General features: G+C 69.0%; 14 protein-coding genes and 2 tRNA genes. 7 read left to right on the top strand and 9 right to left on the bottom strand.

All coding sequences use genetic code 11. From position 1 onward, the window contains the following. Window positions 1-73 precede the first annotated feature (73 nt). From ACT3T9_RS04170 to ACT3T9_RS04160, 3 genes are all read right to left on the bottom strand, one after another. Complete coding sequence (locus ACT3T9_RS04170; protein WP_444592124.1) at window positions 74-565, bottom strand: peptide deformylase; 492 nt, start codon at window positions 563-565, stop codon at window positions 74-76. Further along, window positions 562-1,029, bottom strand: a complete 468-nt coding sequence (locus ACT3T9_RS04165; protein WP_442331689.1) for an OsmC family protein — start codon at window positions 1,027-1,029, stop codon at window positions 562-564. The genes ACT3T9_RS04170 and ACT3T9_RS04165 overlap by 4 nt, the downstream gene beginning before the upstream one ends. 77 nt (window positions 1,030-1,106) lie before the next feature. Further along, a tRNA-Asn gene (locus ACT3T9_RS04160) sits at window positions 1,107-1,178 on the bottom strand. A gap of 173 nt (window positions 1,179-1,351) precedes the next feature. On the opposite strand from ACT3T9_RS04160, the gene ACT3T9_RS04155 reads away from it, so the two are divergent. Continuing rightward, a tRNA-Ile gene (locus tag ACT3T9_RS04155) sits at window positions 1,352-1,425 on the top strand. 215 nt (window positions 1,426-1,640) lie between these two features. On the opposite strand, the gene ACT3T9_RS04150 is transcribed toward ACT3T9_RS04155, so the two are convergent. Then, window positions 1,641-2,198 (bottom strand): OsmC family protein, encoded by a 558-nt coding sequence (locus tag ACT3T9_RS04150; protein WP_444606021.1) that lies wholly within the window; start codon window positions 2,196-2,198, stop codon window positions 1,641-1,643. Window positions 2,199-2,517: 319 nt separating this feature from the next. On the opposite strand from ACT3T9_RS04150, the gene ACT3T9_RS04145 reads away from it, so the two are divergent. After that, window positions 2,518-2,673, top strand: a complete 156-nt coding sequence (locus ACT3T9_RS04145) for a hypothetical protein (protein WP_444598975.1) — start codon at window positions 2,518-2,520, stop codon at window positions 2,671-2,673. 138 nt (window positions 2,674-2,811) lie between these two features. Here the strand turns inward: ACT3T9_RS04145 and ACT3T9_RS04140 are convergent, their stop codons facing one another. After that, entirely contained in the window at window positions 2,812-3,627 is an 816-nt protein-coding gene (locus tag ACT3T9_RS04140; protein ID WP_444606020.1) for a suppressor of fused domain protein, read from the bottom strand. A 224-nt stretch (window positions 3,628-3,851) separates the two neighbouring features. Here ACT3T9_RS04140 and ACT3T9_RS04135 point away from each other — a divergent pair, with 224 nt between their 5' ends. Beyond that, a complete protein-coding gene (locus tag ACT3T9_RS04135; protein ID WP_441442953.1) occupies window positions 3,852-4,184 on the top strand; it encodes a cupin domain-containing protein in 333 nt (110 codons plus the stop codon). A 78-nt stretch (window positions 4,185-4,262) separates the two neighbouring features. Here the strand turns inward: ACT3T9_RS04135 and ACT3T9_RS04130 are convergent, their stop codons facing one another. After that, the gene (locus ACT3T9_RS04130) at window positions 4,263-4,865 is read right to left on the bottom strand and encodes a response regulator (protein WP_441442952.1); all 603 of its coding nucleotides are present in this window, start codon (window positions 4,863-4,865) and stop codon (window positions 4,263-4,265) included. Continuing rightward, complete coding sequence (locus ACT3T9_RS04125) at window positions 4,862-6,010, bottom strand: sensor histidine kinase (protein WP_444592128.1); 1,149 nt, start codon at window positions 6,008-6,010, stop codon at window positions 4,862-4,864. The genes ACT3T9_RS04130 and ACT3T9_RS04125 overlap by 4 nt, the downstream gene beginning before the upstream one ends. Before the next feature lie 149 nt (window positions 6,011-6,159). On the opposite strand from ACT3T9_RS04125, the gene ACT3T9_RS04120 reads away from it, so the two are divergent. The 4 genes from ACT3T9_RS04120 to ACT3T9_RS04105 all read left to right on the top strand — a co-directional run bounded on the left by ACT3T9_RS04120 (window position 6,160) and on the right by ACT3T9_RS04105 (window position 9,605). After that, window positions 6,160-7,047: an ABC transporter ATP-binding protein gene (locus ACT3T9_RS04120; RefSeq protein ID WP_444592129.1), complete on the top strand. Its 888-nt coding sequence runs from the start codon at window positions 6,160-6,162 to the stop codon at window positions 7,045-7,047. Window positions 7,048-7,081: 34 nt separating this feature from the next. Beyond that, window positions 7,082-7,804, top strand: coding sequence for an ABC transporter permease (locus ACT3T9_RS04115; protein ID WP_444592130.1), 723 nt, complete (start codon window positions 7,082-7,084; stop codon window positions 7,802-7,804). Between the two features lie 70 nt (window positions 7,805-7,874). Beyond that, on the top strand, window positions 7,875-8,600 hold the full coding sequence (locus tag ACT3T9_RS04110; RefSeq protein ID WP_441442948.1) for a GOLPH3/VPS74 family protein: 726 nt from the start codon (window positions 7,875-7,877) through the stop codon (window positions 8,598-8,600). Window positions 8,601-8,786: 186 nt separating this feature from the next. Further along, entirely contained in the window at window positions 8,787-9,605 is an 819-nt protein-coding gene (locus ACT3T9_RS04105; RefSeq protein WP_444501888.1) for a CHAD domain-containing protein, read from the top strand. Between the two features lie 30 nt (window positions 9,606-9,635). Here ACT3T9_RS04105 and dnaG read toward each other — a convergent pair whose 3' ends face one another. Together dnaG and ACT3T9_RS04095 are read right to left on the bottom strand one after the other, a co-directional pair. Then, entirely contained in the window at window positions 9,636-11,612 is a 1,977-nt protein-coding gene (gene dnaG, locus ACT3T9_RS04100) for a DNA primase (RefSeq protein ID WP_444592131.1), read from the bottom strand. Between the two features lie 4 nt (window positions 11,613-11,616). Next, window positions 11,617-12,921, bottom strand: coding sequence for a deoxyguanosinetriphosphate triphosphohydrolase (locus ACT3T9_RS04095; protein WP_441442945.1), 1,305 nt, complete (start codon window positions 12,919-12,921; stop codon window positions 11,617-11,619). Window positions 12,922-12,923: the final 2 nt, after the last annotated feature.

Raw genomic sequence — 12,923 nt, 5'->3', positions numbered from 1 at the left:
CTCCGATGCGTCTTCCCCAACGAATCGGTACCGCGGATGGATCTGATGACAGAGGTGGCTGTCGGTGTAGAGCTTAGAGGGTCTCCCTGATCTGGCGCAACGCCCGCTTCTTGACCGAGCGTTCGAGGCCGTCGATGTACAGCGCACCGTCGAGATGACCGACCTCGTGCTGGATGAGCCGTGCGATGAGCCCCTCCCCCGCGAACTCGATCTCCTCACCTTCGAGGTTCGTGCCGATGCACCGGGCGTAGGCGGAGCGGGTGCGCGGGAAGAACAGCCCGGGCACCGACAGGCAGCCCTCGTCGTCGTGCTGGAGCTCCTCGGAGAGCTCGACGATGACGGGGTTCAAGATGTATCCGAGCTCCTGCTTCTCCACCAGGTGCCAGGAGAAAGCACGCAGGTTCACCCCGATCTGATTGGCGGCGACACCGGCCCGCCCCTCGTCGTCCACGGTGTCCAGCAGGTCGCGCACCAGGATGCGGGTGCCATCGGTGATCTTCGTGATCGGGTCGCAGGCAGTGCGCAGAACAGGGTCGCCGACGACCCTGATAGGGCGGATGGTCATGCCTGCGCCTCCCGCTCAGCACCGAGCACGCGGTGGGTGACCTCCATGCCGGGGACGACGGACCGCTCGACCGTGCAGCCGGCGGCGACCGCGCGGCCGAACACCTTCACCACGGTGGCGATCTCGCTCTCGGTGAGCCCTTCAAACGGGAGCTGCACCTCTTCGGCGATGCTCAGGTAGCGGTTCTCGGCCGCGTCGGAGGCCCCGTGGGCCCACAGGCGCATCGGGAAGTCATCCCCCAGGCGGCGAGCGAGATTCACATCGCTGCTCATTCCGGCGCAGCCGATCAGCGCGAGCTTCAGCAGCTCACCGGGGTTGATCTCCCCGTCGCCATGGCCGATCGGGATCTCGACCCCGCGTTGGTTGCGACCCACCAGGGTGCGGGCACCGGAGCGGTCCGCCCAGACGCTGCCGGGACCGAAGCTCTCCGGGAGCTCGAAACGGTCATCGGGGACGGTGGGCATCGTCCTTCTCCTTCACGAGAACCATCAGGAAATGGGACAGCCCCGGATCATCTCCGGGGCTGTGCTCCTGTACTGGGCTCCCGCACTTGGATTCGAACCAAGAACCGCTCGATTAACAGTCGAGTGCTCTGCCGTTGAGCTATGCGGGATCGACCTGAACGACTGTAGCAGGATCTGGCCGGTGCTCGCATCTCCGTTCTGCCCTCCCACCGGCTGATATGACGAAGGTAACGCCGCGCAGCCCAGGTTCCGACGGCGCCGATTCGGGTGCGTCCCGGTGTCCCGTGTGCGGTAGATTCGGGTGCGCTCCTCAGGAGCGCACGGCCCAGTAGCTCAGCCGGTCAGAGCAGCGGACTCATAATCCGTCGGTCGCGGGTTCAAGCCCCGCCTGGGCTACGACGTAGCTGGGACTTCAACGAAGAGTCCCGTCACCCCCAGAGAGGATCCGGCATGGCCTTGGTACTTGACCTTCTCCTAGAGCTGTTGGCTGCGCTCGTCCCCACCAGGAAGCGCAGGAAGGGGCCCCGCAGGGGCGGCAACAGATCCTGACCCCGGCCAGCAGCGGGCCGGGGAGTCCTGCCCCGGCCGTGGTCACACCGGCAAGGCGGTGATCACGCGCGGGTGACGGTGGTCTTGACCGGAGTCGGATTCTGGAAGATGTCGAGCACCGGGCAATGGGCATCGACGGCCTCGCGCAGCGCGTCGTAGCGCTCGCTCGTCTCCGGTCCCGAGAGCTCGATATCAAGCCGCACCTCGGAGAACCCGCCACGCACGGACTCGTCGGCGCCGAACAGACGCGCCGCGTCCAGATCGGCTTCGGCCCTGATGACGATGTCATCGAACGGAATGCCGAGCTGCTGCGCGTAGAGGCGATAGACGACGACCTGGCATCCGACCAGCGCGCCGAGCGCGTATTCGACGGGGCTGGTCCCGGCGTCATCGCCAGCTAGCGCTGCGGGCTCGTCGACGACGAAGGAATGCTTGCCAGCGCGCACAGTCGTTGCCACTGAACCGGCACCGGCGCCTTCGACCGCGTAGGTCAGATGGGCTTTCGACCGATCGGCATCCATGCGCTCGGCCCATGCGCTGCCGGCGTTCGTGAGGCGAGCGGCGCGATCTTCGGCGGAGATGTCGGGGACGGCGGACTGGATGCTTGCTGTGGCGGTCATGACGGCGACGATAGAAGGGCCTGCCGTGGGTACCAAGACCTGCGAAACCTTCCGCCATCGAGTGTCATCTGGAGCCATGAGCGCTTCTGGATCAGCCCAGCTTCTCTGCCGCTGCTCCTGGCACAGGACGCGGAGGATCGACTCGACTGCGCTCCGGCACGTGTCACCGTGGCCGGCAGGCGATCTCGATCAGTCCCTCGGCAGCGAGCTCCCGGGCTGGTCGATCCTCGGCGAAGAGGTGTGCGGACAGGTGCTGGCGCGGTGGGTCCCAGGTTGCCTCTGCAAAGTCCTGCCATCGGCCTGTTCCTCCCACCCGGCAGTGCCAGTCGCTCCGGGGAGCGGCCCTCAGGAACGGCTCGATCACCAGGGCCAGCAGATCAGCGAGGGTCGCCTCGAACGGCACCTCCACCTGTCGGTGCAGATCGTGCCGGTCGCCGGCGTGGGCGTCGAGGCGCTGGGCGTCGACGAGGAGTGAGCCCGGGGCGGACGGTGCGAGCTGCGGACGATCCATCCACGAGCCCGACGCCTCGGGTACCCGGCGCGCGGCCCCCTCGCAAGAGGTCACAGCGCCCCGCCGGCGGGGTCCCACCTGGGAAGGTCCGCCACGGGCATCTCAGTCGTCTTCGATCGCGAAGGCGCCGGACTCGTCAGCGAACAGCGCCGTCTGGCCTGGAACTGCGACGCGGAGGAATCCGTCGACCATGGGGAAGCGGTCTCGGAAGGACCCGACGGACCAGACCTCGTGGTTGCTCGCATCGTCCATATAGGCCTCCGACTCGAGCCCCGTGACCGACTGGACCTCCCGGCCGGTGAACGTCACCCACCGCGGAGGATGCTCGGCGTGGAGCTTCGAGAGGAACACGGGCATCGCACCGGGCAGTCCGGCCGCGCCGACCGCACTCCCCCGGGTCACGTCCAGCAGGGCATCCACAGATCCTGCCTCGTCGCGCAACGAATCCCAGCCGCTCGAGGCGATGTGACTCGCCTCGGCATCGGTGAGCAGCCGCAGGGTGCACACGCGGCCGAGGACCTCGCCGTGCTCGGAGCGCACCTCGTCGAAGGCGGCGCCCCACCGGGAGCCCGTCGCGAGGATCGCGGAGATCCCGGTGCCCGAGAGGAACGGCTCGCTGTTGCGCCACGGCGTGCCCATCGGCGGCACGCGCCGGTTGTTCGCGATGTTGTCGCAGACGATCCTCATCGCCACCAGGGCGGCGCCCTGCTGACCGTCGACCACCTCCACCGCGAGCTCGACCCGTTCGCCCGAGTCGGTGGGGATCTGGGAGGCCCCGGCGGTGATCAGGGTGATCGGTCCGTTCTCGGGGCGCTTCTCGACGACCATCACGGAGCCGCCGATCCGGTCCTCCAGGACGATGGGCTCCGTGCCGAGGGCATCGAAGACGTGGTTCGGGAACGCGTCGAGAGCTGCCATGACGAGAGTCTGGCAGAGAGACGTCGACACCGGAACTCCGACGACGCGATGAGTCCAGCATCCCGCAGGCGCACTGACGCGCCCGCAAATGACCACGTCATGACCCGCAGCATCTAGATGGTCTGGCTGTAGCCGAAGAATTCGCGAATTCGATGCCTTTGATCCATTTGAGGAGCTTGAATCCGAGTTGGAGCTCATTGCGGAGTCGAAGCGGAGCACTCCTCATGCAGAAAGTTTCCCTCGTCGCCCTTGCCCGTCACGAGCTGGGCCAGGCCCGTGAGGCCTCGAGCGGCCGGAGCGCGAAGACTGTCTTCGGAGGTCATGAGCATCAACTGCGCCAGACGGTCGTCGCTCTCCGCGCCGACGAAAGCCTGTCCGAACATGAGAACCCTGGTGAGGCCACAGTGCAGGTGCTCAATGGCCGCGTCCTTCTCAAGTTCGGGGAGGTGTCATGGAACGGCTCCCCGGGCGACCTTCTGACCGTCCCCGACGGGCCGCATTCGCTCGACGCCGTCGAAGACTCCGTCATCCTCCTGACCGTGGTCAAGCAGCTCTGAGGCGCCCACCTGATCCGTCGGTCGCGGGTTCGAACCCCTGACCAGCCAGAACGCCCCCTCGGCACCCACGCCCATCGCTCACAGCCACTCCCGAGCCCGCGCATAACGGGCGGCCTCGCGCCGGGTGCGGGTCTGCGTCTTGTGCATGGCATTGGAGAGGTAGTTGCGGACGGTGCCCTCGGCGAGGTGGAGCCGCGCCGCGATCTCTGCGACCGAGCAGCCCTCGAGGGTTTCGCGCAGCACATCGAGCTCCCGGTCGGTGAGCGGGGAATCATCCAGCACGGCCTGCGCCGAGATCTCGGGGTCGATCCAGCGCCTGCCTGCATGCAGGGTCTCGATCACCTCGGCGATCAGGGCCGGATGGGCCGCTTTGCTCACGAATCCGCTCACGCCCAGCTTCAAGGCGCGACGGAGCACCCCGGGCCGGGCGTGTCGGGTGAGCATGAGGATCACCTGTTCGGGGCGGCGCCGCCGGATGATCTCCACCGCCGCGAGACCGTCCGTGCCCGGCATCTCGAGGTCGATGAGCAGCACATCAGGTTGATGCTCCATGACTGCATCGACAGCGGCAGCGCCATCTGCCGCTTCACCGACGACCTCGATGTCCGCCTTCAGGGGCAGCAGGGAGGCCAGTGCTGAGCGCAGCAGGGCCTCATCATCCGCGAGCACGATCCGGATCACGGGAACCTCCTCTCGACACGCTCTGACGAGGCGGGGGCAGGGGCAGGGTCCGCGGCAGGGAAGTGGGCCGTGGTGCGGAACTCGCCCCCGGCCTGCGTCGCGGTGAGCATGCCGCCTTCGCTCGCGACCCGGGCGCGTAAGGTCTCCAGGCCGCGCAGGGCCGGCGCCGGGCCGATGGCCGCGCCGTCGTTGACGATCTCGATCCCGCCGTCGGTGAGCGTGATCGAGACGCGGCTGGCCTGGGCATGGCGCAGGATGTTCGTCGTCGATTCGCGCAGCACCTGGCTCAGCAGCTCCCCGATCCCGGAGCGGGTCTCCCCGGCGCGGGTGATCCGCACCGTGACCCCGGCGGCGGCCAGGAGGTTCCGGGCGTTCTCCAGCTCGGCGCGGAGGTTGAGCCTGCGCTGGGCGTAGGCGAGGCTCTTGGTCTCCTTGATGGTCTCCTCCACCTGCGCGTACACCTCGCGGAGCTCGGTGATCGCGCGGGCGGGGTCGCGGTGGACGAGCTCCTCGGCGAGCGCGACCTTCAGGTTCACCACGTGCAGCGTGTGGCCCTGGATGTCATGGAGCTCGCTGGCGAAGCGCATCCGCTCACGCATGATCCCCAGCTCCGCCTCCGCCTCCTGAGCGACCTCCAGATCGTCGATGATCCGCCAATAGCTCTGGATCAGGAGGATCACTGCTCCCACGAACACGCTCAGCCCTCCCGGCATCACCACGAAGCGCACCAGGTCGACCCAGGTGACGGGCTCGTTCACGAAGTACAGGCCGCCGATCGCGGCGATCAGCGCCCCTACGCCGCTGATCCACACCAGGTGCCGCCCGCGTCGCAGGGGAATCAGCACCCCGCTGAGGATCGCGGCTCCGAAGAAGGCCACCGGATTGATGGCCAGCGCGGCGCTGAGGATCCAGATCGCGTAGGAGAAGGCGACGGCGAGCGCCGTGGATCGCGGATACCGGGCGGGCTCGAACTCCAGCAGCACCAGGAAGGCGACCAGCACCCCCAGGCTGAACACGAGAGCCTCCTGCCAGCTGCCGGAGGTGATGGCGACGATCGCGAGCGTGACCGGGGCGATGGCCACCACGGTGGTGATCACCGTGGCCCGGTGCAGGCGCCGTCGTGCGGTGATGGAGGTCGAGGTCATCTGCTCTGCCTCCGCTCCAGGGGTCCGACGGGTGCTCTGCTCCACTCATCATCTCGGATCCCCCGCACCACCGGAAGTGACAGAACGTCATGCCCGCTGGTGACGCAGCGCGACTGCCGTGGTGGCGCCCACGAGCGTGGAATAGCGGCATGAACTCACCGACAGTCATCGACATCGAACAACTCCACATCAGCTACGGCGATTTCCACGCGGTCAAGGACCTCACGTTCTCGGTCCGACGTGGCGAGCTGTACGCCTTGCTCGGCACCAACGGTGCGGGCAAGACGTCCACCCTGGAGGTCATCGAGGGCCACCGCCCCGCGACCTCCGGGAGGGTCAGGATCCTCGGAGAGGACCCCATGGACCGCCGGGCCGTGCGCCATCGCACCGGCATCATGCTCCAGGAGAGCGGCTTCGCCGCCGACCTCAGCGTGAGGGAGACCCTGGCCCTGATCGGTGGACTCTCCGGTCGCCAGGACCAGCCCAGCCGGGTGCTCGACGTGGTCGGGCTTACCTCGAAGGCCGACGTCAGGGTCGCTTCCCTCTCCGGGGGTGAGAAGCGTCGGCTGGACTTCGCGACCGCCGTCTACGGCTCGCCCGAACTGATCTTCCTCGACGAGCCCACCACCGGGCTCGACGTCCAGTCCCGCGACGACCTCTGGGAGTCGGTGGACCGGCTCCGTGAGGACGGCGCGACCATCGTGCTCACCACCCACTATCTGGAAGAGGCGCAGCAGCGGGCCGACAGGATCGGCCTCATGCATGAGGGCACCCTGCGGAGGCAGGGAACCGTCAGCGAGCTGACCCGCACTCTGCCCGGCACCATCAGTTTCGCCCTCGACGAGGAGCTGGTCCCCCACCTGCCGCTGCAGAGCTCACCCACGGACCACGACAGGCAGCTGATCCGCACCGAGGATCTCCAGCAGGATCTCCACGCCCTGCTCACCTGGGCGCACGCGAGCAACACCGTGCTGCGCGACCTCGACGCCGGACCCACGCGCCTGGATGACGTCTTCCGTGCCGTCTCCCGTCACTGACCCACCGCTCACCCCACACCCTAAGGACAGATCGATGTTCACCATCGCCCGCAGCGAATTCCAACAGATCCTGCGCAACCGACTCGTCTTCTTCAGCGCCACCGTGATCCCGGTGGGCATGAGCCTGCTGCTCATCACCCAGCGGGATCTCTTCGGCCAGGTGCCCGCCGGTATGGGCCTCCTCGCCGGGGTCTTCATGATGATCCTGATCAGCATGGGCCTGTACACCACGGCGGTCTCCACCTTGGCCGCTCGTCGCCAGACCCTGTTCCTCAAGCGTCTGCGCTCCACCGCGGTCAGCGATACGGCCGCCCTCGCCGGGATCCTCGGCCCGCCGGCCATGATCGGCCTGCTCCAGGTCACCGCCGTGCTCGTCGTACTGGCAGTCCTCACGGAGATCCCTGCGAGCATCCCGCTGCTGATCGTCTCCGCCCTGTCCCTGGTGGCGATGATGGTGGGTCTGGCCCTAGCCACGGCCGGGATCACCACGTCCCCGGAGCACGCCCAGATCACCACCCTCCCGATCACCATGGGCACCTCAGCGGTGGCCTTCTGGATCGGACTGACCGGTACCGAGGAGCTCGGCATGCTCAAGCGTCTGCTGCCCGGCGGAGCGGCGACCGAGCTCACCATCAACGCCTGGAACGGGGGCACCGGCCTGGTCGACAACCTGCTCCTGCTGCCGCCGACCATCGCCTGGGTGGCCGTCGGCGTCGCGCTCGCCCAGCGGTTCTTCCGGTGGGAGCCCCGCCGCTGAGACCGCTGCGCCGGATGAGCAACGCACCGGATACGCGACGCACATACATGCACCCATCGAAGGAGGACCCATGACCACGCACCACGACCAGCCGGCCCATCGATCACCGTCACCCCACCCCGAGCACAGCGTCGACACGACGCTCGCCGAGGACACGCTGCTCCTGCTCTTCCAGCCCACCTCGGGAAGCATCGCCGGGGAGAACACCCTGTTCTACATCCTAGGAGGCGCGGCCCTCACCGAGCTCGCGCTGCGCGACCTGGTGCAGGCGACGGGTGATGGGACGGACCGGATCACCTCGCGCATGAGCTCCTCCCCTCACGAGGACCTGCTCCGCCCGGCATGGGACTACCTGGCCAGGAAGTCCCGCTACCCCCAGACCGTGATCTCAGCTGTCGGGCCGGACCTTCGCAGCCGGGTCATCGAGAAGCTGCTCGCGAAGGGGCATCTGCGCCGGCGCCGTACGACCCTTCTGGGCTTCATCCCCCGGGAGCGGATCGAACTGGGTAGCTCCCGGCGGGAGGAGCTGCTCTCCCAGATCCGGGCAGTGCTGGTGGATGGCGCACGCGCCAGTGCGCGGACCGGAGCCCTGATCGCGCTGCTGTCCGCGAGTGCACAGCTCCACCAGCTGGACCCGGACATCCCCTGGACCTCTGCAGTCATCCAGCGGGCACGTGAGTACGAGGCCGGCAGTGCGGGCGCCCAGGCAGCAGGCCTCAGCGTCACCCAGTCGACGTTCCTGGTCATCAGCGCGCTGGCGGCATCGGCCGCCTCCTCCGCCGCACGGAGCAGCTAGCGCCACGTCCCTTCAGCGGTTCACCGTTCATCGGCAGCGGCTGGCCCCACCTGCTGACCAGGTGGGGCCAGTCGGCGGTGAAGCGGTCGTTGAAGGGCACCGTGAGGAGCCCGCCGTCAGGAGCGCGCTGGCCCCGTAGTCTCGATGGGGGTATGACCGCGACGGTTCACTTCGAGGAGGCCGACGATGGGCAGTGACCGTGACCCCCTGACCGCGTACCTCGCCCTGCATACGACGCGGGCGCTCGAGGGCGTGCGGCATCTCGCCGCCGCACCGTCGGTCGAGATGGTCCATGACACCCGCACCTCGTTGCGCCGGCTCCGTGCGACCGTGCGCACGTTCCCGCAGTCCTTCCCCGACCTGGTCGCCGATGACGCGGACCTGCAGTGGGTCGCTCTCGGGTTCGGCGCCGTCCGGGACGCCGACGTGCTCGCCGAGCTGCTGCTGCCCCTGGCGGAGTCACTCAGCGCCACCGACGCCGACGCGCGTTCCGCTGACGCACCGTCCAGCGAGCAGCACGCGCTCGCCGCGGCCCTGACCTCCGCCCGCGAGCGGGCGCTCACGGACCTCCGCGCGCATGCCGAGGACGCACGCTGGGCGCGGGCCGTCGGCCAGCTCGAGCAGTGGAGCGCAGCGCCGCCGTCGCTCGCGATGCCCGCGACAGAGGACACGCTGCGACGCGCCCGCGACACGGTCAGGCGCCGACTCTCCGCCGCGGGCGGGCAGCCGGATGCCCTCCATTCCGCGCGCAAAGCCGCCAAGCGCTGGCGCTATGCCGCCGAGCTGCTGGCTCCGGTGGAGCCTGCCGCTCAGGCGCATCTGGAGGAGGCGCAGCAGGTGCAGGACGTGCTCGGGGAGTTGCAGGACACCGTGATCGGCACCGAGTTCCTGGACGGGCTGCAGAGCCCCGGAAGGGCCAGCAGCACCACCCTCGTAGGGCGCCTGCGGGACGCGCTGAGCGTCTCCCGGGCCCAGTTGGTGGCCCGCGCCGCGTCGTTGCTCTGACCGTCGTCGCCTCCCTGGTAGGAGGGTCCCTCAGTCGTCCCCGGCGCGCAGCGTGCGGCGCTTGACCTGCACCTGCGCGAGGCGCGACATGATCTCCTGATGCCGCTCCGCATCCCCGGGATCCGTGCGCTGCAGGCGCTGCTTGAGCACTGAGTACTCACGGGTGATCGACAGCTCGGTGAGGCGGTTCAGCAGCGAGTCAGCGAGCTTGCGCAGATCCTCCTCGTCCCGGGCCGGCAGGTCGAGGTTCGCGATCTCGACGATCATCGGCCTGATGGTCTCGCCGGCGATCTCGAGGACCTGCTCGAGGTAGCGGGCGGCATGCAGCTCCCCCGCGACGGCGTCGAGCAGGGTGCCGGCCGCGAGCATCACGTCCCACACCCCCTGCAGCGTGGGCACGTGGAAGGAGTCGTCCGGGAGCGAGGCCACCTTCTCGGGGTCCAGCAGCTGCGGCGCCTGGAGCATGACTGCGAGCGACTGCGTCTCGACCTGCCCCACGGGGTCACGGGGGTTGACCGCATCGGCCAGGCGCGCGAGCGGCAGGCTCTGCGGCGCGCCGTCGGCCCCGGATCCCCGCTCGCCGGGCCGCTCGGTCGTCGGTGCCGGCTCGTCGGCCCGGTGGCCGCCGCGGCCTTCGCTGCGGGCCGCGTCATGCACGGCGCGCAGCACGGTGCGCTCCTCCATCCCCAGCCAGCCGGAGAGCCGACGCGCATACTCGGGGCGCATCGCACGGTCGCGGATCTGTGCCACCACCGGCGCGGCCATCCGCAGGGCGGTGACCTGACCCTCGACGGTGTCGAGGTCCACCTGGGCGATCGCCGAGCGGATCGCGAACTCGAACAGGGGCCGACGGCCCGCGATGAGGTCCCGCACCGCCTGGTCGCCCTGGGTGATCCGCAGCTCGCAGGGGTCCATGCCGCCGGCCTCGACCGCGACATAGGTCTGGGCCACGAACCGCTGGTCCTCCTCGAAGGCGCGCAGCGCCGCCTTCTGTCCGGCGGCGTCGCCGTCGAAGGTGAAGATGACCTCGCCGGCCAGCCCGCGGCCATCAGTGTTCAGGCGCAGCCCGGCCGAGGCGTTGGAGTCCCCCATCACCCGGCGCACGATCTTCACGTGATCAGGGCCGAAGGCGGTGCCGCAGGAAGCGACCGCAGTGGTGACCCCGGCGAGGTGGGCGGCCATCACGTCGGTGTAGCCCTCGACCACCACCACCTGGTGCTGGGAGGAGATCTCCTTGCGGGCGATGTCCAGGCCGTAGAGCACGCTGGACTTGTGGTAGATCGCGGTCTCGGGGGTGTTGAGGTACTTGGGGCCCTGGTCGGACTCCAGCAGGCGGCGGGCGCCGAAGCCGATGGTGTTGCCGGTGATGTCGCGGATCGGCCAGACGAGCCTCCCGCGGAAGCGGTCGTAGACCCCGCGCTGCCCCTGGGAGACGAGGCCGCTCGCGGTCAGCTCAGCCTCGGTGAAGCCGCGGGAGCGCAGCACTCCGGTCAGTGAGTCCCAGCCCTCCGGGGCGAAGCCCACGCCGAAGTGCGCGGCGGCCTCCTGGTCGAAGCCGCGTTCGGTGAGGAACCTGCGGCCCACTTCCGCCGAGGGGGTGCTGAGCTGTTCGCGGAAGTACTCCTCGGCGATGGAGTGGGCATCCAGCAGCCGGCGCCGGGTCCCGAAGTCGGGCCGATCCGCGCTGCCGCCGCCGCTGTCCTCGTAGTGCAGCTGGACCCCGTAGCGGCCGGCCAGCATCTCGACCGCCTCGACGAAGCTGAGGTGGCTGATCTTCTGCACGAAGGAGATGACGTCCCCGCCCTCGCCGCAGCCGAAGCAGTGCCAGTGGCCCAGCTGCGGGCGGATGTTGAACGAGGGGGTCTTCTCGTCATGGAAGGGGCACAGCCCCTTCATCGAGCCGATTCCGCCGGTGCGCAGCGTGACGTGCTCGGCGACGACCTCGTCCAGGCGGGAGCGCTCCCGCACCAGTTCCACGTCAGCGCGACGGATCAGTCCCTGGGCCACCGGCTCAGAGCTCCGATCCGAGGCCGGGCAGGGGGGTGTCCGCGGCGGTGATGTGCGTGAGGTCCCGGTCGAAGAGGACCTCGTGCAGCCTGCGGGCGGTGACGTCGGTGTAGGACGCGATCTGGTCCACGACCACCCGGCGCCGCACGTCGTCGTCCGTGGCGCTCTGCCAGAGCTCGGCGAAGAGCGGGCTGAGGTACTGGGTGCCGGTGTTCCAGAGCCGCGAGTAGAGGTCGCGGATGATCTCCTCCTGGGCCTCGTACACCGGCTGCTGCGACGCGGAGGACATCACATAGGCGGCGGCCAGGCCCTTGAGCACGGCGATCTCGAGGTGGGTGTGATCGGGCACCTCCACCGTTCCCGCGTATCTGGACATGGCGTCCTGGCCGTGGGCGGCACGGGTGGCGGAGATCGCGGAGTGGGTGAAGCGGCCGATCAGCTGGCTGGTCATGTCCTTCAGCGCGGCGGCCGAGCGCATCGTTCCGTCGAAGGTCGGCATCCAGTAGGGCTCGGCCTCGAGCCGCGTGAGCGCCTCGTCGAGCGCATCGATGGATTCGCCGGGCATGTACCAGTCCTGGACCACGTACAGCGCCGCGGCTCGCTCCATCGGATCCTGCAGCCGCTTGAGGTCCAGGGTCAGGCCGGTAATGGCGTCCTCGATGTCGTGCACCGAGTAGGCGACGTCATCGGCGAGGTCCATCACCTGCGCCTCGAAGCACTGCCTGCCGGGGATCGCTCCCTCTCGGGCCCAGGTGTAGACGTCGAGGTCGTCGGCATAGGCGCCGAACTTCACCGAGGTCGGATCGGGGCCCTGGCCGCGCGTCCACGGGTACTTGATCGCCGCGTCGACGCTGGCCCGGGTGAGGTTCAGGCCGTAGGGACGGTCCTCCCCCACGACCTTCGGCTCGAGCCGGGTGAGCAGGCGGAGGGTCTGGGCATTGCCCTCGAAGCCTCCGAAGTCCGCGGCGAGCTCGTCGAGGACCTTCTCGCCGTTGTGCCCGAACGGCGGGTGTCCGAGGTCGTGGGACAGGCAGGCGGCATCGACGATGTCGGGGTCGCAGCCGAGCTCGGCACCGATGTCGCGGCCCACCTGGGCGACCTCGAGGGAGTGGGTGAGGCGGGTGCGCACGAAGTCGTTCGACCCTGCGCCGAGCACCTGGGTCTTGGCGCCGAGCCGGCGCAGCGCGGAGGAGTGCAGCACGCGCGCGCGGTCCCGCTGGAAGGGTGTACGAGCCTGCGACTTCGGGGGCTCGGGAACCCACCGTTCGAGGTCGGGCGCCGAATAGCCGGCCGGAGACGGGGTGGTCATGC

Origin of the sequence: Brachybacterium sp. AOP29-B2-41, from assembly GCF_052378395.1 — a bacterium.
Taxonomy (GTDB): Bacteria; Actinomycetota; Actinomycetes; order Actinomycetales; family Dermabacteraceae; genus Brachybacterium.
Note: the sequence above shows the minus strand (reverse complement) of the source record. Positions and strands in the feature narration are given on the sequence as shown.

What these genes read in the sequence shown, in the direction of transcription:
- ACT3T9_RS04170 (WP_444592124.1), bottom strand. Translation starts at nt 565, where the DNA reads ATGACCATCCGCCCTATCAGGGTCGTCGGCGACCCTGTTCTGCGCACT.
- ACT3T9_RS04165 (WP_442331689.1), bottom strand. Translation starts at nt 1,029, where the DNA reads ATGCCCACCGTCCCCGATGACCGTTTCGAGCTCCCGGAGAGCTTCGGT.
- ACT3T9_RS04150 (WP_444606021.1), bottom strand. Translation starts at nt 2,198, where the DNA reads ATGACCGCCACAGCAAGCATCCAGTCCGCCGTCCCCGACATCTCCGCC.
- ACT3T9_RS04140 (WP_444606020.1), bottom strand. Translation starts at nt 3,627, where the DNA reads ATGGCAGCTCTCGACGCGTTCCCGAACCACGTCTTCGATGCCCTCGGC.
- ACT3T9_RS04135 (WP_441442953.1), top strand. Translation starts at nt 3,852, where the DNA reads ATGCAGAAAGTTTCCCTCGTCGCCCTTGCCCGTCACGAGCTGGGCCAG.
- ACT3T9_RS04125 (WP_444592128.1), bottom strand. Translation starts at nt 6,010, where the DNA reads ATGACCTCGACCTCCATCACCGCACGACGGCGCCTGCACCGGGCCACG.
- ACT3T9_RS04120 (WP_444592129.1), top strand. Translation starts at nt 6,160, where the DNA reads ATGAACTCACCGACAGTCATCGACATCGAACAACTCCACATCAGCTAC.
- ACT3T9_RS04115 (WP_444592130.1), top strand. Translation starts at nt 7,082, where the DNA reads ATGTTCACCATCGCCCGCAGCGAATTCCAACAGATCCTGCGCAACCGA.
- ACT3T9_RS04110 (WP_441442948.1), top strand. Translation starts at nt 7,875, where the DNA reads ATGACCACGCACCACGACCAGCCGGCCCATCGATCACCGTCACCCCAC.
- ACT3T9_RS04105 (WP_444501888.1), top strand. Translation starts at nt 8,787, where the DNA reads ATGGGCAGTGACCGTGACCCCCTGACCGCGTACCTCGCCCTGCATACG.
- ACT3T9_RS04095 (WP_441442945.1), bottom strand. Translation starts at nt 12,921, where the DNA reads ATGACCACCCCGTCTCCGGCCGGCTATTCGGCGCCCGACCTCGAACGG.